This window comes from Nostoc sp. XA010, from assembly GCF_020829625.1.
Classification (GTDB): Bacteria; Cyanobacteriota; Cyanobacteriia; order Cyanobacteriales; family Nostocaceae; genus Nostoc.
Map to the genome: position 1 here is coordinate 59,187 of NZ_JAIVFX010000011.1, position 19,187 is coordinate 78,373.

At 43.3% G+C, this 19,187-nt stretch carries 13 protein-coding genes and 1 tRNA gene; 9 read left to right on the forward strand and 5 right to left on the reverse strand.

All coding sequences use genetic code 11. The features are described 5' to 3' along the window. Positions 1-121: 121 nt before the first annotated feature. Positions 122-2,017, forward strand: coding sequence for a CheR family methyltransferase (locus LC608_RS17665; RefSeq protein ID WP_229554767.1), 1,896 nt, complete (start codon positions 122-124; stop codon positions 2,015-2,017). A gap of 925 nt (positions 2,018-2,942) precedes the next feature. On the opposite strand, the gene LC608_RS17670 is transcribed toward LC608_RS17665, so the two are convergent. Beyond that, a complete protein-coding gene (locus LC608_RS17670) occupies positions 2,943-3,182 on the reverse strand; it encodes a hypothetical protein (RefSeq protein ID WP_229554768.1) in 240 nt (79 codons plus the stop codon). Between the two features lie 71 nt (positions 3,183-3,253). Between LC608_RS17670 and LC608_RS17675 the strand changes: the two genes are divergently transcribed. From LC608_RS17675 to LC608_RS17685, 3 genes are all read left to right on the forward strand, one after another. Then, on the forward strand, positions 3,254-4,216 hold the full coding sequence (locus LC608_RS17675) for an orange carotenoid-binding protein (protein ID WP_229554769.1): 963 nt from the start codon (positions 3,254-3,256) through the stop codon (positions 4,214-4,216). A gap of 397 nt (positions 4,217-4,613) precedes the next feature. Then, positions 4,614-5,258 (forward strand): pentapeptide repeat-containing protein, encoded by a 645-nt coding sequence (locus LC608_RS17680; protein WP_229554770.1) that lies wholly within the window; start codon positions 4,614-4,616, stop codon positions 5,256-5,258. Between the two features lie 991 nt (positions 5,259-6,249). After that, positions 6,250-6,699 carry an antibiotic biosynthesis monooxygenase gene (locus LC608_RS17685; RefSeq protein ID WP_229554771.1) on the forward strand — a complete coding sequence of 150 codons (450 nt, stop codon included), beginning with the start codon at positions 6,250-6,252 and terminating at the stop codon, positions 6,697-6,699. Positions 6,700-6,853: 154 nt separating this feature from the next. On the opposite strand, the gene LC608_RS17690 is transcribed toward LC608_RS17685, so the two are convergent. Beyond that, positions 6,854-7,459 carry a DedA family protein gene (locus LC608_RS17690; RefSeq protein ID WP_229554772.1) on the reverse strand — a complete coding sequence of 202 codons (606 nt, stop codon included), beginning with the start codon at positions 7,457-7,459 and terminating at the stop codon, positions 6,854-6,856. Positions 7,460-7,608: 149 nt separating this feature from the next. Between LC608_RS17690 and LC608_RS17695 the strand changes: the two genes are divergently transcribed. Beyond that, positions 7,609-8,391, forward strand: a complete 783-nt coding sequence (locus tag LC608_RS17695; RefSeq protein ID WP_229554773.1) for an ABC transporter permease — start codon at positions 7,609-7,611, stop codon at positions 8,389-8,391. Positions 8,392-8,518: 127 nt separating this feature from the next. Here LC608_RS17695 and LC608_RS17700 read toward each other — a convergent pair. Further along, a tRNA-Pro gene (locus LC608_RS17700) sits at positions 8,519-8,592 on the reverse strand. A 140-nt stretch (positions 8,593-8,732) separates the two neighbouring features. On the opposite strand from LC608_RS17700, the gene lipA reads away from it, so the two are divergent. From lipA to LC608_RS17720, 4 genes are all read left to right on the forward strand, one after another. Further along, the gene (lipA, locus tag LC608_RS17705) at positions 8,733-9,611 is read left to right on the forward strand and encodes a lipoyl synthase (protein ID WP_229554774.1); all 879 of its coding nucleotides are present in this window, start codon (positions 8,733-8,735) and stop codon (positions 9,609-9,611) included. 151 nt (positions 9,612-9,762) lie between these two features. Further along, a complete protein-coding gene (locus LC608_RS17710) occupies positions 9,763-10,692 on the forward strand; it encodes an NAD(P)H-dependent glycerol-3-phosphate dehydrogenase (RefSeq protein ID WP_229554775.1) in 930 nt (309 codons plus the stop codon). Between the two features lie 829 nt (positions 10,693-11,521). Continuing rightward, complete coding sequence (gene sigC / locus LC608_RS17715; protein WP_229554776.1) at positions 11,522-12,772, forward strand: RNA polymerase sigma factor SigC; 1,251 nt, start codon at positions 11,522-11,524, stop codon at positions 12,770-12,772. Positions 12,773-13,191: 419 nt separating this feature from the next. Next, positions 13,192-13,647 (forward strand): Fur family transcriptional regulator, encoded by a 456-nt coding sequence (locus LC608_RS17720; RefSeq protein WP_012407750.1) that lies wholly within the window; start codon positions 13,192-13,194, stop codon positions 13,645-13,647. A 130-nt stretch (positions 13,648-13,777) separates the two neighbouring features. Here the strand turns inward: LC608_RS17720 and LC608_RS17725 are convergent, their stop codons facing one another. Together LC608_RS17725 and cobN are read right to left on the reverse strand one after the other, a co-directional pair. Beyond that, complete coding sequence (locus LC608_RS17725) at positions 13,778-14,890, reverse strand: peptidoglycan-binding protein (RefSeq protein ID WP_229554777.1); 1,113 nt, start codon at positions 14,888-14,890, stop codon at positions 13,778-13,780. Between the two features lie 9 nt (positions 14,891-14,899). After that, the gene (cobN, locus tag LC608_RS17730) at positions 14,900-19,168 is read right to left on the reverse strand and encodes a cobaltochelatase subunit CobN (RefSeq protein ID WP_229554778.1); all 4,269 of its coding nucleotides are present in this window, start codon (positions 19,166-19,168) and stop codon (positions 14,900-14,902) included. Positions 19,169-19,187 lie beyond the last annotated feature (19 nt).

Genomic DNA, 19,187 nt, shown 5'->3' on the forward strand with positions numbered 1-19,187 from the left:
GCGGTTGTTGGGACTGGTGCAAGTTCTGGGTTAACGTCATTAATGAGGCTTAAAACTCCTTTAATGAGGCTTTGATACTCGCAGACACACTTCAGAACTCCACTCATTTGCCCCCAGCCCTATGACTTCCGCAGAAAAAGACCCCGAATTTGAAAATCTACTAGTTTATCTTAGACAAAGCCGGGGATTCGATTTTACAGGCTATAAGCGCTCAACCTTGATGCGTCGCGTATGCAAGCGAATGCAGTCATTGAGCGTAGAGAACTTTGGAGATTATCTAGACTACCTAGAAGTTGATCCAGAAGAATTCAATTATCTTTTCAACACTATCCTAATTAACGTCACCGCTTTTTTTCGAGATTCATCAGCTTGGGAATATCTAGCAGAGCAAGTGTTGCCTAATCTGATTAAAAATAAAAAAAGTTCTGACCAAATCCGTATCTGGAGTGCTGGTTGTGCTTCTGGGGAAGAAGCTTATACCCTGGCAATCTTGATGGCTGAAATATTAGGAGCAGACGAATTTCGCCAACGAGTGAAAATCTATGGCACAGATGTAGATGAAGAGGCTCTCAACCAGGCACGTCTTGCTGCGTATTCAGCAAAAGAAATCCAGGCTGTGCCAGATCAACTGCGGCAGAAATACTTTGAGGTTGTCGGGAACCGCTATATCTTCCGCCAAGACTTGCGCCGCTCAGTGATTTTTGGTCGCCACGATCTGCTTCAGGATGCACCCATTTCGCGCTTAGATTTGCTGGTTAGCCGCAATACCATGATGTATTTTAATTCTGAGACTCAAGGGCGAATTCTGGCTCGGTTTCATTTTGCATTAAATGATGCAGGCTATCTGTTTTTGGGGAAAGCAGAGATGCTATTGATGCATTCTAGTCTGTTTACGCCACTAGACTTAAAAAACCGGATATTTACGAAGGTATCCTCGGTAAATATCCGTAATCGCCTCCTAATTATGCCAAGTTCCGTAGATGACGAATCTAGCAGCCGTTTATCTCGAAATATCAGGTTGCGAGATATGGGTTTCGACACAGCACCAATTGCCCAAGTAGTCATTGATAACAATGGAACTCTGGTGCTGGTGAACGAGCAAGCGCGGAATTTATTCGCCCTTTCCTCCAAAGATTTAGCTCGTCCCTTCCAGGATCTGGAACTTTCCTATCGACCAATTGAGTTGCGATCGCTAATTGAACGGGCTTATAATGAACGCCGCCCCATCACCTTGACAAATGTAGAGCGCTACTTATCCAACACAGAAACCCAATATCTAGATGTGCGGATTACGCCTTTGCAAGACACCGACACCAATTTCTTAGGTGTAAGCATCGCTTTTCATGATGTCACCCGTTACATTCAACTCCAAGAAGCGTTGCAACGCTCTCGACAGGAATTAGAAACTACTAACGAAGAACTCCAATCCACTAACGAAGAATTAGAAACTACTAACGAAGAACTCCAATCCACCAATGAAGAATTAGAAACTACCAACGAAGAACTCCAATCCACTAACGAAGAATTGGAGACGATGAATGAAGAATTACAATCTACTAATGAAGAATTACAGACAATTAATAGCGAGTTGAGCGAGCGCACCGCAGAATTGAATCGTACTAATATTTTCCTGATCTCTATTCTCAGAAGCCTCCAAACTGGAATAGTAGTAATTGATAGCAACTTTAATATATCAATTTGGAATTATATGGTAGAAGATTTATGGGGTTTGCGAACTGATGAAGTTTTAGGACAGTCTATCTTCAGCCTAGATATTGGGCTACCCGTCGAGCAGTTGCGATCGCCCATCCGCGACTCCCTATCGAGAAAAAGACAGTTTCAAGAAATGATTCTCGATGCTACCAATCGTCGGGGTAGGCAAATAAAATGTTACCTGGCGATCACTCCATTGCTTGGCATTGAAATGCAGGGAGCAGTTTTGATGATGGCAGATGTAGAGAATGTCACCAGTATGATTTCTACTCAAGGAATGGAAGAACGACGGCAGCAGGATTAAAAAAGGCAGGGGGCAGGGGGCAGGGAGCAGGGGGAAAGAGGGTTTTAATCTTGTTTATTTTTATTCACACAGTTTGCTTTTGTGCAGACTTACTTACTACTAGACTGGGGCGATTTGCCTACCTTTAACAATGGGATTTTGCCCCTTGTTTGTATAGTTACTTTCGGCAATTAATTGCACACTGATTTTTGTTGGTTAATTGTAAAATCGGGCTTGATATAAGTACATTGACACTCCCCGCGATAAATCGACGGGGATTCTTGGTTCAATGAGACCACTTAAAACGTGGTTCTTTGCGTTACCTAGCCCAGAGGTGGGACTCTCCCCAAGCGTTAACTTTGGGTATGCCCTACCCTAGTTGCATTGCTGAGGCAGTGCGTTGGGCGGCTATGCCGACTTGAAGCAACTGCCGTGCAAGTCCTGTTTAGTTTGAAACAAATAGTTCCAAAATTCTGAGTCGTCTAGCCCCTATGAATCTTTTGCCTACTGCTAGGAGGAAACTAGAACAATGCAGTAGAACCGCATAGATTCAATTATCAAGGTTCAGTGCTTTGTCTTTCGACTGCTAGGTTTTTTAAGTGGTTGATTACCTTTCCACTATCATTAGTATAGTATATTGATACACTAATTAATTGAAAGAAAGCCGTCGTAGAACGACGTAGCTCTAAACCCAATTTTTCGGTAACAGTTCGATTTGCTGTATGAGAATCTAGACCATCGCACAATAAGACTCGCTTTAGCTTCTCCAAAAGACGCGATCGCTTCAGTTAAGAATTATTTATCAAAATTTGATGCCTGTAGAGACGTGCGATGTCTACGACGGGCTATTTGACGTCGCTGTTAGAAGTTAATACGCACAAAGCCACCAATTATGCATAAGCTGTTTTAAGTAAAGCTTATATTTACTATAGACAGAACTTATAAATTAATAACTGAGGAAGTATTGCTTATTTGTAACGAAATTGTTATGTTTCTTTACATAAAGATATAAAAGCAACCTGAATGCGTTAAACCACTGTTGATCAAGGTTTTCTAGATAACTATGCAGTTGAGCCTGCAATGTACTTTGCCGAGTATCCATCAACGGCAAGAGAATCGCTATGCCTTTGGTAAAGCGATGTCTACGCCAAGACTCCTGAGTGCCTTTGTTAACAGCTAGACGCATTTACTTTCCGTCTTTGCACATTTGATTTTCACATTCGATACAACTGTAATTTTTTTTTGGGAACATCTGCTATGTCTTTTACCATCCAGTCGGCTCAAAGTATTTTTCCCGGCACCCTAGTTGCTGACATTGTTCCAACTGTTGTCGAATCATTCTCTCAGCTCAATGCTGAAGATCAACTAGCATTACTCTGGTTTGCCTATACCGAGATGGGTAGAAGTATTACGGTTGCCGCTCCAGGAGCAGCTAACATGATCCTCGCACAAGGCTTACTCGAACAAATTAAGCAGATGCCTTTTGAGGCTCAAACGCAAGTCATGTACGATCTGGCTAACCGTGCTGACACTCCCCTGTGCCGTTCCTATGCATCCTTCACCGTGAACATCAAATTGGGCTTTTGGTATCAGTTAGGAGAATGGATGGCTCAGGGAATCGTTGCTCCTATCCCAGAGGGCTACAAGCTTTCTCCTAAAGCTGCTGATGTGTTAGAAGCCATCCGCAATGCTGATTCAGGTCAACAAATCACAATTTTACGCAATACCGTAGTGAGCATGGGATTTGACCCGAACGCTCCTGGTAGTTACAAAAAAGTCTCAGAGCCAGTATCTCCACCCATTGCACCAGCATTTCGGACTAAAGTCACCATTGAGGGTATCAACAACGCTACAGTGTTGGGCTATATCAACAACATGAATGCCAATGACTTTGATGCTGCGGTTGCTCTGTTTCGCTCTGAAGGTGCGTTGCAACCCCCCTTTGAAAGACCGATTGTTGGTCAAGAGGCAATCCGCGCTTATATGCGTGAAGAATGCCAGGGATTAAAGATGATCCCAGAGCGTGGTATATCTGAGCCAGTGGAAGATGGCTATACCCAGATTAAAGTCACAGGGAAAGTCCAAACCCCTTGGTTCGGCGCCAGCGTGGGGATGAATATTGCATGGCGGTTTTTGATAGATCCCCAAGGCAAAATCTTTTTTGTAGCCATTGACTTGCTCGCTTCTCCGAAAGAACTGCTTAACCTAGTACGTAAATAAACCACTCTTTTAAGGGCACGGCAGTGCCGTGCCCCTACGAAAAACTTGAAGGAGCGACATCGATAGCGAACGCGAGTGCGTCTCTAAGAGTTGCGGTAGCGAGTCTTCTCCCTTGGCGCTAGCCTCTCCCTTTGGGAGAAGGGGAGACGCCAAAGGCGAACGAGCGTCATAGCCCGTCCTAAACATTGCTACCTCTGTATGCTTAAACTAAAGAAACTTAATAAGGGCTTATTTGGTATTTTCGTTGTGCGATCGCTGTTGAAAACAACCGATTCGATTGGCAATATTGTAAAAGATTGTTAAATAGTTTTAAGGTTGGTGCGGAGTTATTAAAAGCCTCCGAATGAGAGCTATTTCCAGCAATTATCGATTAGATACTGTAATTTTCAGGTGATAAATGGAGATTTGGGAGGCGGGGTGTATGGATGCTGATGAACTTCTCAAACGCTATTGTGTAGGAGAGAGAAATTTCCCTCAAGTAAGCCTGCACTTAGTTAACCTCAGCGAGGTGTGTTTAGCTGGAATCAATTTGAATCGAGCTAACTTGGCTAATACGACTTTATCACAGTCCAACCTGCGCCAAGCAAACCTGATCGAAGCAAATTTAACTGCGGCGGTTCTCTGGAGAACCGACTTCAGTGGAGCAAATATGATTTTGGCAAACCTCAAGGCTGCTAATCTGATACGGGCAACTCTTAGGAAGGTAGACTTACATAAGGCTTCTCTAATGAGAGCAGACCTACGTTTAGCAGACTTGCATGATGCTGACCTGAGTAATGCAAACTTAGCTGGGGCAGATTTGCGTTATGCTAACTTAAGCGGTGCTTTTTTGGCTAGGGCAAATCTCAATGGTGCAAACCTGACTGGCGCAAAGTTGAGCAATACAGACCTGAGCCATGCTAGTCTTACCAAAGCTATTTTGTACAAAACTGATCTAAGTTACGTTGATTTTACGGAAGTAGACCTGACTGGGGTCGATTTGCACCACTGTTTACTTCACCGAGTCACCCTACCTGAACGAAGCTTAATTGAAGTGGGTTGAGCGTAGCTACGGTCTAATTAAAAATTCAAAAATCGTTTCAACAATTACTCGCTAGTTGCAAAATTATTCTGCACTATGATGTAGCTGAACTGAAGGAGAACGTAAAAGCAGCAGCAGGATGTGAGTACGAAACAGGCGGAAGTTGTTTACCGATCGCTCAATCTCCTCAGAAAAGCCGCAATACCAAAGCCTTATCTCAGGAGGATTTGTTAGCAAAAATCACGGCTAATGATAAAAGTATTGCAGATCTTTATTAGGTGACACTCCTGCTGGTATTCATGTATTAGTTGCTGCTGCTCGGTATTTAGCAGCCCATTCTCCCACAATGCGATCGCAAGCACAAACCTATCAAATCGCTTATCGGTTACATAAAGGCGACCGCCTATTCGAGGAATCTTGACAAGCTCTCGGTTTCTAGTCACGAGCGCGGACTCTGAAAATTGAGTTTTCAATTTAAAAAGCCCTGGTAAAAATCCAGGGCTTTGTTTTATATCCGGTTTATTAAATGCCAGCTAAAAATCTTTGCCAGCGCTTTCTATACACATAATCATCGCTCAATCATTTGCTGAAAGATAGCGCAGAACTACCCAATTTTTACCCATCTTACCTGGGTATTGCCTTAATAATTTATTTGGATTTGCACACACTTCTACCTCGAAATCACTTATCTTCAGATTTTGCAGTACGGGATTTTAATGTAAACGCTCCTCCCTAACTACTCTACCCCCTACAATCCATGCTCCCCGATGGCTTTAGGTCAACAGCAGCACTACATCCGACATCCTCCGTTATCACTAGCTAGCATGAGGTCATCTGCTTTATAATTCCAATCGTTGAGAGTTGATTCGGGCGTGGCAAAGAAGATACTCCTACTCCACCAAATCCACTTTGCTGTTGCTTACCAATATCTTGTAATCTATTTTTTAAACTTGATAATGTTATGAAAAAAATATCATCGCTCAAATCTTCTAACTTTAGCAAAAGATTCACAATGAGAAGAGAAAAAACTTTCGGCATATTTCTTGCATCTGCGCTATTACTTGCTTCTTTACCTTGTGTAACAGTTGCACAGACTGAGCCTGGCGCAGTTCCATCTAAAATTAATGGCAGTACGACCCAATCCAAAACAGTAGTTGCACGTATTTGGCATGGTCAAACACTGACGAATAAAGCAGAAAAATATTATAAATATTTAACTGAAGCTGGAATTAAGAAAATCCAATCGATTCCTGGAAATCGAGGAGCGCAAGTATTTCGTCGAACTAATGGCACAATTACAGAGTTTACTGTTATCTCTTATTGGGAGTCACGCGATGCTATTCGTGCCTTTGCTGGCAATGACATAGAACAAGTACACCCTCTGCCTAAAGATAACCAGTATCTGATTGAACCAGAAACCAAGGTTAAACATTTTGATGTTTTACTAGATCAGCGCCAATAATTTTTAAGGGAGTAAATAGTCTTAGTCCGAGATTCCACCTCAAATCTCGATTACTGAATTTACCCTAGCAATACCAAGTTAATCAGGTCAGAGGAATACAGAGGTTACATAGCATCTAAAAAACTATATATTTACACAAAACACAAAAACTCTTTCAACTTTTGTTTGCTCTATTCTCTTGTATTAGATGAATAATCGATGGCACTAAAGAAACAACTATAATTAATCCAATAATCGGTAATAAATACTTATCTACCTGTTCAGGTGGCAAAGATTTTCCTAAGAAAAACCCTAATATAGTGATGCCGAATGTCCAAACAAAGCCACCGATTAAGTTGTAAGACATAAATGTGCGATAATTCATCGCACCAATCCCAGCCACAATTGGCGCGAAAGTCCGTACAATAGGTAAAAAACGTGCTAAAACAATCGTTTTTTTACCGTACTGTTCATAAAAGTTTTGGGTTTTAACAAGATGTTTTTTATGAAACAACCATGAATCTTCCTTCTGAAATAGTCTTCTGCCAAATTTATGTCCAGTAAAATAACCAACATTGTCACCTAAGACTGCACAAGCAAAAGCACCAAAAATCAGAACCCAAATGTTCAGTAAATTCTGAGATGCGACAAATCCAGCAGTGAACAATAAACTATCTCCAGGTAGGAAAAAACCAATTAATAAGCCAGATTCAGCAAAGACAATCGCCCAGACTCCAAAATAACCGATTGATTTTATCAGTTGTGGTAAATCCAGATGCATAAAATTTTTTAGCTTTCAATAATAGATCCACAACATCTTAACGTTTAGCAATTTTCGTGAATAAAAAGTAATATTAAATTTACGTAAAGTTATTGTGTAATATTTAAAACTATAGTGACAGATGGTACATTTTAGGGTATATGTGCAAGATGCAAAGATATTTGAAAGTACTAAGACTATTTTGGAGTGCTGCGATCGCAGCTGAGTTAGAGTATCGGATTAACTTTTTCATAGCTACCCTCAGCAGCTTGGGAAATCTTGCAGGTAGCCTCTTTGGATTATTCTTGTTTTACCGGACTGGTTATACTTTTAGTGGCTGGTCATGGGAAGCAGCCTTAGTAGTTCTAGGAATTTTTACTTTATTACAAGGATTTTCTGCTACTTTTCTGGCGTCGAACTTGAATCGCATTGTCCGGCATGTTCAAGAAGGCACTTTAGACTTTATATTATTAAAACCTATCCGCAGTCAGTTTTGGCTTTCCACCCATACCCTTTCACCTTGGGGACTACCAGATATAATTTTTGGTAGTATTATTATTGGCTACGCAGGTAAACGCCTTGGTGTAGGGATAGCCGACTATCTACTTGGTGTGCTGCCGTTATTGTTCAGCTTTGTGATTCTGTACAGCCTGTGGTTTATGCTCGGAGCGATGAGTATCTGGTTCGTCAAAATATACAACGTTACCGAAGTATTACGTGGTTTGTTAGAAGCTGGACGATATCCCATCGCAGCATATCCTACTGCTTACCGCTTTTTCTTCACCTTTGTAATGCCAGTAGCGTTTTTAACTACAGTACCAGCCCAAGCGCTACTGGGCCGAAGTGACATTAGCTGGTTAATAGGTGCGGCAATATTAGCAGTAGCGTTGTTTTTCGCTTCCACTTGGTTTTGGCGATTTGCATTGAGGTTTTATACCAGTGCTTCGAGTTAGAGAGAAGCGTAGACAAGGCAGCACCTTGCCTAGAGTTATTGGAGCAACATAATTAGTTATTCGCCAACGCGACATTAATTTGCGAATAGCGACATTTAATTTGCGAATGTACACTCTACAACAAAAATCGGGATGACTGGATTCGAACCAGCGGCCCCTTCGTCCCGAACGAAGTGCGCTACCAAGCTGCGCCACATCCCGGCATAAAAATGCCATGATAAATTAACAATATCATAACCCGTGCAAAATGACAGAATTACATCTATATATATATGATCACTTTACCCAAGGCTTTGCTTGCTACGATTAAATTTGTATAACTCTAGTGGTAAAAGCGGATTGTGACTGTAAAACCAGACTGGTTGCGGGTAAAAGCACCTGGGCGTGAGCGTATTGGTAACGTTAAAGATATTTTGCGGGATTTAGCCCTCAATACAGTTTGTGAGGAAGCGTCCTGTCCAAATATTGGTGAATGCTTCAATGCTGGGACTGCCACATTTTTAATTATGGGCCCGGCTTGTACACGCGCTTGTCCCTACTGCGATATTGATTTTGAGAAAAAACCCAAACCACTAGACCCCACGGAACCTGCACGACTAGCAGAAGCTGTTCGCCGCATGAAACTTAATCATGTTGTGATCACTTCTGTAAACCGAGATGACTTGCCAGATGGTGGTGCGTCTCAGTTTATAGCCTGTATTAATGCGGTTCGTACTGTTTCACCTAACACCACAATTGAGGTACTAATTCCTGACTTGTGCGGTAATTGGAATGCTCTAGAGTTGATTCTACAAGCTGCACCAGAGGTATTAAACCACAATACAGAAACTGTTCCACGCCTGTATCGCCGGGTGCGTCCCCAAGGAAACTACGATCGCACATTAGAATTATTGCACCGCTCTCGCCAAGTTTCTCCTAGCACATATACTAAATCCGGTATTATGGTTGGACTTGGTGAAACTGATGCCGAAATTCGCCAGGTCATGCAAGACTTGCGAACTGTAGATTGCGACATTTTGACAATTGGGCAATACCTCCAACCCAGTCAAAAACATTTGCAAGTAAATGAATTTATCAATCCAGAACAATTTGCTGCTTGGAAGGCATTCGGCGAAGAAATAGGATTTTTACAAGTTGTTTCTTCACCATTGACAAGAAGCTCATATCATGCAGAACAAGTCAGGGAATTAATGCAACGTTATCCCCGCAGCCAATTTTAGATTTTAGATTTGTTCTTGCGTTTAAATTCGGGCACAACTCTTAGAGATGCTGTTCGCATTCAGACCTTTTTAAATTTTGGATTTTGAATTATTCAATTCCAAAATCCAAAATTTAAAATCTAAAATTCGGTGATGGGGAGACTTTTGATTAATGACTAATCCAAAAACTGTAGCAATTCTTGGTGCGGGTGCTTGGGGTGCATCTCTGGCAAATCTCGCCGCAGCAAATGGTCATCAGGTGCGCGTGTGGTCGCGTCAAGGTTCGCAAACTATCCAAGCAGTTTTAAAAGATGTCCAAATCGTCCTATCCGCTATCTCGATGATTGGTGTGAGGGATGTCGCTTCCCAAGTCCAGTCTTTCCCCCTTTCTCCAGAGACAATTTTTGTCACAGCGACGAAAGGCTTAGACCCCCAAACCACCTGCACGCCGTCGCAAATTTGGCAAACAGTATTCCCTAACCATGCAGTGGTTGTCCTGTCTGGGCCTAATTTATCTAAAGAAATTCAACTAGAATTACCAGCAGCAACGGTGGTAGCTAGTAATATTCCCACGGCTGCGGAAGTAGTGCAGTTAGTATTTTCTTCTGGGCGTTTTCGGGTATATACCAATCCCGATCCTTTGGGGGTGGAATTGGGGGGAACACTGAAAAATGTGATTGCGATCGCAGCCGGTGTGTGCGATGGTTTACAACTAGGAACCAATGCCAAAGCTGCTTTAGTCACTCGTGGACTTACAGAAATGGTTCGCATCGGCAACAACTGGGGTGCGAAGACAGAAACATTCTATGGTTTATCAGGTCTAGGAGATTTGTTAGCAACCTGCAATAGTCCCTTAAGTCGCAATTACCAAGTCGGCTATCAGCTAGCTGGTGGTAAGTCACTTACAGAAACTCTTGCAAATTTACAAGGAACTGCTGAAGGAGTGAACACTTGCCGGGTTTTGATGCAACGAGCCAAGCATGAAAATATTCCTGTTCCAATTACTGAGCAAGTTTATCGTTTACTTCAGGGTGAAGTCACACCTCGACAAGCCCTTGATGAACTGATGCTGCGAGATATCAAGCCAGAGTACAACTATTAGCAATACCCTTTGGTTAAGGAATTTTTTGGTTGAGGCAGGCAGGGGAGGCAGGGGGAGAGAGAATTACTGAACAATAAGCCTCTTTCCTCCCCTGCTTATCCGAACCGTATTGCAACTACTAATAGTCTGTGAATTCAACTTTGACGAGTAGATAAATTCTTCAATTTCTCTTCTTTTCTTCTCTACGAGAGGCTGCACCAACGAGACACTGTGCGAATGCATCTTTGTGGTTCGTTCCTTAACACAAGCGTATTAAATTATATTTTTTCTCCCCCTGCTCTTCTTCTTCCCCTGCTCACCTCAACAGATAACTTCAGTAGACCAAACCCTATTGCAACCTCTTCTATCTCAGTGTCGATAGAATTCTTGCCGTTAATACTAATCACTTCTTCAATATCTATTAGCTCTACTTATACCTGAATAATCCTGAGAAAAAATTGCTAAATCGTCAGGATATTACTTTTGTAGGCATGTAAATGTGACTATGCCAAATATAAAGATGACATTCACTTAAGGATGTTTATACCGTGTTATAAAAGTTACTATCAAAAACCATCAAGGTTGAAGTGTTAACTAAGTAGTTGAAATATTGAAAACCTAGCTGCCGATTTGAATAGCTATTGGTTTAATCAAAAGTTTAGCAGCCGATTAAGTTCAGTAATGCTGTATCCAATAAAACCATTACAGTTAATTTCAAAAAAAACTGTAATGGAACGTTCAACCATGTTAGTTCATCGTAAATCACGGGAACAATAGCAACAGTTGAATAGCTGACCGTAATCTAAGCTGACCGAAATCTATTGTTACCTGGAGCCATTGAGACGATCTTATGCCAGCAACATCTTTTTATGCAGATGCCCCCTACAATACCAAAAAGTCCCGCCAGGCTTTGGACTCGGATCTCACGGTTGACGAAAGTGAGTTATCGGTAGATGACCTACAGGAGCTAGAGATTGCTTCTGCTGACAATGCTAACTTTGCTGCTAACACTAACCGTCGGAGTACAGACCTAGTACGTCTATATCTTCAAGAAATTGGTCGGGTTCGCTTGTTGGGGCGCGATGAAGAGGTTTCAGAAGCTCAAAAAGTCCAACGCTACTTGCGGATGCGGATAGTACTTGCTAAGGCCGCCAAGGAAGGGGATGAAGTGATTACCCCCTATCTTCGGTTAATTGAGGTTCAAGAACGACTTACCTCAGAACTGGGACATCGGCCGTCTTTGGAAAGATGGGCTGCTACTGCTGATATAGTTTTATCCGATCTTAGGCCGACTTTGGCAGATGGCAAACGTCGCTGGGCTGAAATCGCCAAGTTGACTGTAGAAGAGTTGGAGCAAGTTCAGTACCAAGGACTCCAAGCAAAAGAACACATGATTAAGGCGAATCTTCGCTTAGTTGTGTCTGTTGCTAAAAAGTATCAAAATCGCGGTTTGGAATTGTTGGATTTAGTCCAAGAAGGCACACTTGGTTTGGAGCGGGCTGTAGAAAAATTTGACCCAACTAAGGGTTATCGCTTCAGTACCTATGCTTACTGGTGGATTCGTCAGGGAATTACACGGGCGATCGCTACTTCTAGTCGCACCATTCGCCTCCCTGTCCATATTACCGAAAAGTTAAACAAAATCAAAAAGGCTCAACGCAAAATTGCTCAAGAGAAAGGTCGCACCCCTACTCTAGAAGATTTAGCAACTGAGTTAGAGATGACACCGGCCCAAGTACGAGAAGTTTTGTTGCGGGTTCCTCGCTCCGTTTCTTTGGAAACCAAAGTAGGTAAAGATAAAGACACTGAGTTAGGCGAATTACTCGAAACTGACTGTGTAACCCCAGAAGAGATGTTAATGCGAGAATCTTTACAAAGAGATTTGCATCATCTTCTGTCAGATTTGACTAGCCGGGAACGCGATGTAATTTTGATGCGCTTTGGTTTGGCAGATGGTCATCCTTACTCATTAGCAGAAATTGGTCGCGCTCTCGATTTATCACGGGAACGAGTCAGACAAATAGAATCCAAGGCTTTGCAAAAGTTACGTCAACCCAAGCGTCGCAACCTCATCCGCGACTATTTGGAATCTTTAACTTAGTCATTTGTCATTAGTCATTTGTCATTATAAAACTATACTTGGCAAATGACTACGGACAAAAGACTGATTTGATCCCCTTGTAAAAAGCCTTTTAAAGGCTTGTAGCAAATTATTTGCATTTAGTTGTACAAGAGTTTCCCCAGACCTTTGCTCAAATATCTTAAAGGTGGGGATCAACTGAACAATTCAAAATTAACTTATACAAAATTCAAAGTCAAGGGATGCAATCGTTACAAGTATCCTAACTATTAGCTGTATGCAAATTAAATGCACTACAGCTTATTACTTGATTTTTGCTCAAGATTTGATGAATTGTTCTTAAATATTTAGCATATATTCTCAATAGGCAATGATTGTTGCAAATTGCTCCCAAGATTTGTTATATTCTCAATTAACGAGCTTTGTTGAGAAATATTAGTATGACTGTTTACACAACTACTTCACTCAAGGCAGAACTGAATGAACGAGGCTGGCGATTAACTCCCCAGCGCGAAACAATTTTACACATTTTTCAAGAACTTCCGCAAGGTGAACATCTAAGCGCAGAGGATCTTTATCATCGGCTAGAAACTGATGGTGAAGGGATCAGTCTGTCAACTATTTATCGGACTTTAAAGTTGATGGCAAGAATGGGAATTTTACGGGAACTAGAACTGGGTGAGGGACATAAGCATTATGAAATCAACCAGCCCTATCCCCATCACCACCATCACTTAATTTGTGTTAGATGCAACTCAACTATTGAGTTTAAAAATGACTCAATTTTAAAAATTGGGTCGAAAACCGCTCAAAAAGAAGGTTTTCACCTGCTGGACTGTCAAATGACCATCCATGCGGTGTGTCCCAAGTGCCAACGGGCACTAATGCCGCTTTAGCACTTGGGTAGATAAAAAACAAAACTACTCAAATTAACCAAATAAATGGAATTTTGAGCAGTTCGTAATTTGCTGTTACTGGAGGCAAGCAACCAGTTGGGGACTGATACTAACAACGCCAAAGCGGATGTTAAAAGCGTCCGCTCTTAAGATCCTTGAGACTGATGCCGTAGAATTCTTGGGCTTGTTTAATTGCTTTTTTGGTGTCAGCGGCCATCACACCGTTCAGCTTGCCTTTATAAAAACCCCGTTCCCGTAGTCGCGTTTGGATTTCTAAGGTATTAAATTCGCTTTTGCTAGTAGTATTAACTGAGCTATATAACTTAGCTCGCGTAGTTGGGCCAGCAACACCACTTGCTGACAAGTAATTAGCTGCTTGGAATCTCCGTACAGCATCGGCAGTGTAAGGGCCATAGTAGCCATTTGGCTCTCCCTCTAAGTATCCTGCTTGGATTAACTGTTCTTGAAGTACTCTAACTGGCTCACCGCGATCGCCTACACGAAGTTTATTTCGATTGACTACCTTTGTGGGAGCCTCTTCTCCATCACCAATGCCAGTTCCCGGCAATTTAGCTAATGTTGCTGGGCCAACAATACCGTCAACGCTTAATTTGTAAGAATCTTGGAATCGCTTCACAGCTTCTTCGGTAATTGGGCCAAATATTCCTGTGGCATTTCCGTAATAAAAGCCTGCGACTCTTAAGCGTTCTTGCAAAGCTCTGACATCTTCACCTTCAGCCCCTTTAGCAAGGTAGCTGGAATTACGGCGTTGGCTAGTTGCTGAACTTACTGAACTAGTAGTACTGCGCTTTTTGGCTTGTGCGCTTCTTACAGCAGTAGTTTTTTTCCCTTGCCAACTTTCTAATTTTTGCAGGGTGTTTGCTCCAACAATGCCGTCCACTGGTAAACCAGCGGCCTTTTGAAAGCGCCGCACAGCTTCTTGTGTGGATACGTCATATACTTGGGTAACAGAAGATTGGTAAAAACCTGCTGTTTTCAACTTTTGTTGTAGATTTCTGACAGAAGGGCCTCGATCGCCTTGTTCCAGTGCCATGACGCTGTTAAGGGCGCCAAGAATAGACAAGGACAGAGCAAGGGGCAACATATACTTCCAAGCCCTACCTGAAAGCCGTTTCCAGTCTGGTGCAGCTGCGTCCTTAAACAAGGAACTAAGGGAGACCAATTCACTGGGTGTGCTGTCTTCGTAGGCGAAAGCTAGGTGCAAATACGCAAGATTTTCCATATTTGTTTCCTACACCATTGATTTTTCTTCGATCACTGCTTCAGCTTGATGTACTAGGTTTCTCAAAGCTTCTAATGTTCCTATATTTACATCCTCCCACAAATTGCGCTTGTGTGCTTCTAATAATTTTTCAGCTATATCACGCAGTGCATAAGGGTTCTTTTCCTGAATAAATTCCGAGACTACTGGATCGAGCAAGTAAGCTTCTACTATACCTTGATACATGTAATCTTCGACACATTGAGCTGTTGCATCGTAGGCGAATAAAAAATCTACCGTCGCTGCCATTTCAAAGGCTCCTTTGTATCCGTGGCGCATAACTCCTGCAATCCACTTGGGATTGACTACGCGAGAACGATACACCCGGGCAATTTCTTCTTTCAGTTGGCGGACTCGTGGTTTAGCGGGTATAGAATTATCACCAAAATAAGTTTCGGGATTTTTCCCCTGTAGAGAACGCACCGCCGCAGTTAAGCCACCCTGAAATTGGTAATAATCATCAGAATCTAGTAGATCGTGTTCACGATTATCTTGATTATGTAGGACAACTTGCATTTGCGCCAAGCGTTGCTTGAAGGCTTCGGGGGAGGGGAGTGGGGAGTGGGGAGTGGGGAGTGAGGAGTTAGGAGTTAGGAGTGAGGAGTTAGGAGTGGGGAGTGGAGATTGAGGGCTGGAGATTTTATTCTCCCCTGCTCCCCCTGCTTCTGTTCCCGAAGAGTAGGCGTAAGAACTCCAGTTGATGTAGGCGCGGGCTAAATCTTCGTCATCTGTCCAGTTTTGCGATTCGATTAAACCTTGGAGTCCGGCGCCGTAAGCACCTGGGCGAGAACCAAAGATGCGATAGCGCGATCGCACCACTGCTTCTTCTACAGTTAATCCTTGGCTTGTCCACAAATCAGTTTCTTGGCGAACTGCATCCGCGAGAGGGTTTTGTTCTGGCGGTTCATCCAAGTCTGCCACTGCTGACACTGCTTGAGCGAATAAATCAATTAAGTTGGGAAAAGCATCGCGGAAGAATCCCGAAATTCGCAAGGTGACATCTACACGAGGACGCCCCAAAATCGCCAAGGGCAAAATTTCAAAATCCACTACTCGCCGTGCTGCACCATCCCAGACAGGTTGGACTCCGAGTAAAGCTAAGGCTTCGGCTATATCATCACCGCCTGTTCTCATAGTGGCTGTTCCCCACAATGATAAGCCTAGTGTTTTGGGATACTCACCATGCTCTTGAGTGTAATATTCAACTAGGGTTTCAGCAGCTTTTCTACCGATATCCCAAGCTGTTTCTGTGGGAATGGCACGAATATCGACAGAATAAAAGTTTCTCCCTGTTGGTAGAACTTCTGGGCGGCCGCGTGTGGGTGCGCCAGATGGAGCGCTGGGGACGTAACCGCCATCAAGTCCGTGTAACAAGTGGGTGATTTCTTGGTGGGTTTTTTGTAAGGCGGGAAGGAGGCGATCGCGTATCCAGTTAGAGACGCGATTCATCGCGTCTGTGCTGGGGGGGGAGACGCGATGAATCGCGTCTGTACAAGAGTTTTGATTTATTAGTTGTTCGACTAAAAGGGCGGCGTGTTCTTCTAGGACTTCGACGATATCACCGAGGGTACGGCATTCTGTGCTATTGACTATTGAGTATTCACCACTAGGCATTGACAAATCAGCTGTGAGGGGGTCGAAATCTAGCCCCCAATCTTGAGCGATCGCACGGGTAATACCTGAAGAATGGCGATTGGGTATGCGAGCGATCGCTACTATTAAGTCTCGTAGCTGCCTTCCTTGGGGACATTGCCCAAAAATATGTAACCCATCGCGGATTTGGGCTTCTTTTAATTCACACAGATAGCCACCGATGGAATTCAAAATTAAGGATTCAGACTTAAAAATTTCTGTTTCATTTTGGATTCCTAAATCTAAATGGAGATTTTCTTTGATCACCAGTTCGTGGATGCGATCGCGAATTACTGGCAAACGCGAGGGATCTAAACTGTCTGCTTCATAATACTCATCAATTAAATTTTCCAACTGCTGCAAAGAACCGTAGAGTTCCGCACGAGTCATTGGCGGCGTTAGATGATCTATAATCACCGCTTGAGCGCGACGTTTAGCTTGGGAACCTTCACCAGGATCATTCACAATAAACGGGTACAGGTGGGGAAGTGCGCCAAAAGCCACTTCTGGATAACAATTACTCGATAAAGCCACACTTTTACCCGGTAGCCATTCTAGATTTCCGTGTTTCCCTACATGAACTACAGCATCAGCACCAAAAGTTTCTCTTACCCAATAGTAGAAAGCTAAATAAGCATGAGTTGGTTCTAAATCCGGCGCATGATAATTCAAACTGGGGTCATTATCATAACCCCTTGCTGGCTGAATTCCCACAAAAACGTTGCCGAGTTGAATTCCGGGAACGGGGATAGAGGCAGAGGGGCGGGGTGCAGGGGGCGGGGGTGAAAACTTTTCTCCTCTGCTCCCTGCTCCCTGCTCCCTTGCTTCTTCCCCTAGTCCCCACCTTTCCCTAATACCTTGCTGAACTGCTGGCGGTAATGAAGCGAAATATTCTTGATATTCTTCCCAAGAAACACTTTGGTGTACGGGAAGCCATTCTCTACCTTCTGGATCATTGGTTACGCCATCTGTCAGCTGTTGAATCAACTCGTCTCCTTGAGCAGGTGGATTTTCGACTTCATAACCAGCCTGATGTAAAGCTTGCAGGATTTCTACACAACTAGCTGGGGTATCGAGTCCTACACCATTGGCGAGGCGGCCATTGCGGTTGGGATAGTTTGCCAGAATTAGGGCAATTCGGCGTTCTTGGGGTGGTTTGGAACGTAGACGCGCCCAATTTGCTGCTAGTTTAGCAACGAACTCGATGCGATCGCTTACTGGTTCATAAATTACTACATCTGTCTCTAGATGGGGATTACGAGTTTGTACGGCTTTAAAAGACACAGCACGAGTAATAATTCGCCCATCTACTTCTGGTAGCGCCACATTCATCCCAATATCGCGGGGAGAAAGCCCTTGAAACTGTGACTCCCACTGCTCAATTGATCCGCCACTGAGGATTACTTGCAACACAGGCACATCTAGTTTTTCCCACAGTTCAGTTTGGGGTGTTTCGCTTTCCAAGCGTGCTAGAGAAAAACTGGTGGTATTCAGCAGTACAGCTATTGATTCGCCTTCTTTGGGTTGAAAAAATTCACTCAACTCAACTTGCACATCAGGTTCACGCAATGAAGAAACAAACACTGGCACAGGTTGTAAATTTTTCTGCACCAAAGCTTCGCATAAAGCGTCAATTACCTTTGTGTTTCCAGCTAAATAATGAGCGCGGTAGAAAAGGATGCCGATTTTGGGGAGTGGGGATTGGGAGATTTGTGGTTCTGAGGTGGATGAACGGAGTTCTGAGGTGGATGAATCCAGTTCCGAGGTGGATGGACGGAGTTCTGAGGTGGATGAATCCAGTTCCGAGGTGGATGAACGGAGTTCTGAGGTGGATGAACGGAGTTCCAAGGTGGATGAACGGAGTTCTGAGGTGGATGGACGGAGTTCTGAGGTGGATGAACGGAGTTCTGAGGTGGATGAACGGAGTTCCAAGGTGGATGAATCCAGTTCCAAGCTGGATGAACGGAGTTCTGAGGTGGATGAATCCAGTTCCAAGCTGGATGAATGGAGTTCTAACTCTCCCCTGCTCCCCTGCTCCCCTGTCTCCCATGCTCCCCCTGCCCATTCATACAATCCGACACGCGGAATCGGCCGGGGTAACGGCGGATTATATGCAGTTAACAGACAAGTATCAGAGATAAATTGCAAAGCATTAACGAAATTTTCTACGCCGCCTTCGCTGAAATACTGCCATACCTGATTAACAATACTCAGAGGCACGGTAGACTGAGAAATTAAGTCGGGATCAAAAGCGTCGTCCCCTGGCATTACAATGAGGGTTCTACCATTACGTTGTACAATTTCTTGCACTACTTCTAAACCATAACTCCAGTAGGAACGTCCTCCTATAAGGCGCAAAATAATTACTTGGGCAAGTTCTAAAACTTGCTCCCCATAAGTATCTATGCTTAACTGTTGCTGTAACTGCAAGAGATTGGCGACTCTTAATGCAGGAAAGCTTGTAGGTAATTTTGTCACTGCAACTGCCAAAGTTTGAATGTCGGTATCAGCAGCCGTAATCAACACGAAAGGCGCTGGAGTTTGTTCTAAAAAAATTAAGCCCTCTGACTGATTCCATCCACCCGATATGTTACTTGTACGATGCATAATGCTGTATTACCGTCTT

What these genes read in the sequence shown, in the direction of transcription:
- LC608_RS17665 (WP_229554767.1), top strand. Translation starts at nt 122, where the DNA reads ATGACTTCCGCAGAAAAAGACCCCGAATTTGAAAATCTACTAGTTTAT.
- LC608_RS17670 (WP_229554768.1), bottom strand. Translation starts at nt 3,182, where the DNA reads ATGCGTCTAGCTGTTAACAAAGGCACTCAGGAGTCTTGGCGTAGACAT.
- LC608_RS17675 (WP_229554769.1), top strand. Translation starts at nt 3,254, where the DNA reads ATGTCTTTTACCATCCAGTCGGCTCAAAGTATTTTTCCCGGCACCCTA.
- LC608_RS17680 (WP_229554770.1), top strand. Translation starts at nt 4,614, where the DNA reads ATGGAGATTTGGGAGGCGGGGTGTATGGATGCTGATGAACTTCTCAAA.
- LC608_RS17685 (WP_229554771.1), top strand. Translation starts at nt 6,250, where the DNA reads ATGAGAAGAGAAAAAACTTTCGGCATATTTCTTGCATCTGCGCTATTA.
- LC608_RS17690 (WP_229554772.1), bottom strand. Translation starts at nt 7,459, where the DNA reads ATGCATCTGGATTTACCACAACTGATAAAATCAATCGGTTATTTTGGA.
- LC608_RS17695 (WP_229554773.1), top strand. Translation starts at nt 7,609, where the DNA reads ATGCAAAGATATTTGAAAGTACTAAGACTATTTTGGAGTGCTGCGATC.
- LC608_RS17710 (WP_229554775.1), top strand. Translation starts at nt 9,763, where the DNA reads ATGACTAATCCAAAAACTGTAGCAATTCTTGGTGCGGGTGCTTGGGGT.
- sigC (WP_229554776.1), top strand. Translation starts at nt 11,522, where the DNA reads ATGCCAGCAACATCTTTTTATGCAGATGCCCCCTACAATACCAAAAAG.
- LC608_RS17720 (WP_012407750.1), top strand. Translation starts at nt 13,192, where the DNA reads ATGACTGTTTACACAACTACTTCACTCAAGGCAGAACTGAATGAACGA.
- LC608_RS17725 (WP_229554777.1), bottom strand. Translation starts at nt 14,890, where the DNA reads ATGGAAAATCTTGCGTATTTGCACCTAGCTTTCGCCTACGAAGACAGC.
- cobN (WP_229554778.1), bottom strand. Translation starts at nt 19,168, where the DNA reads ATGCATCGTACAAGTAACATATCGGGTGGATGGAATCAGTCAGAGGGC.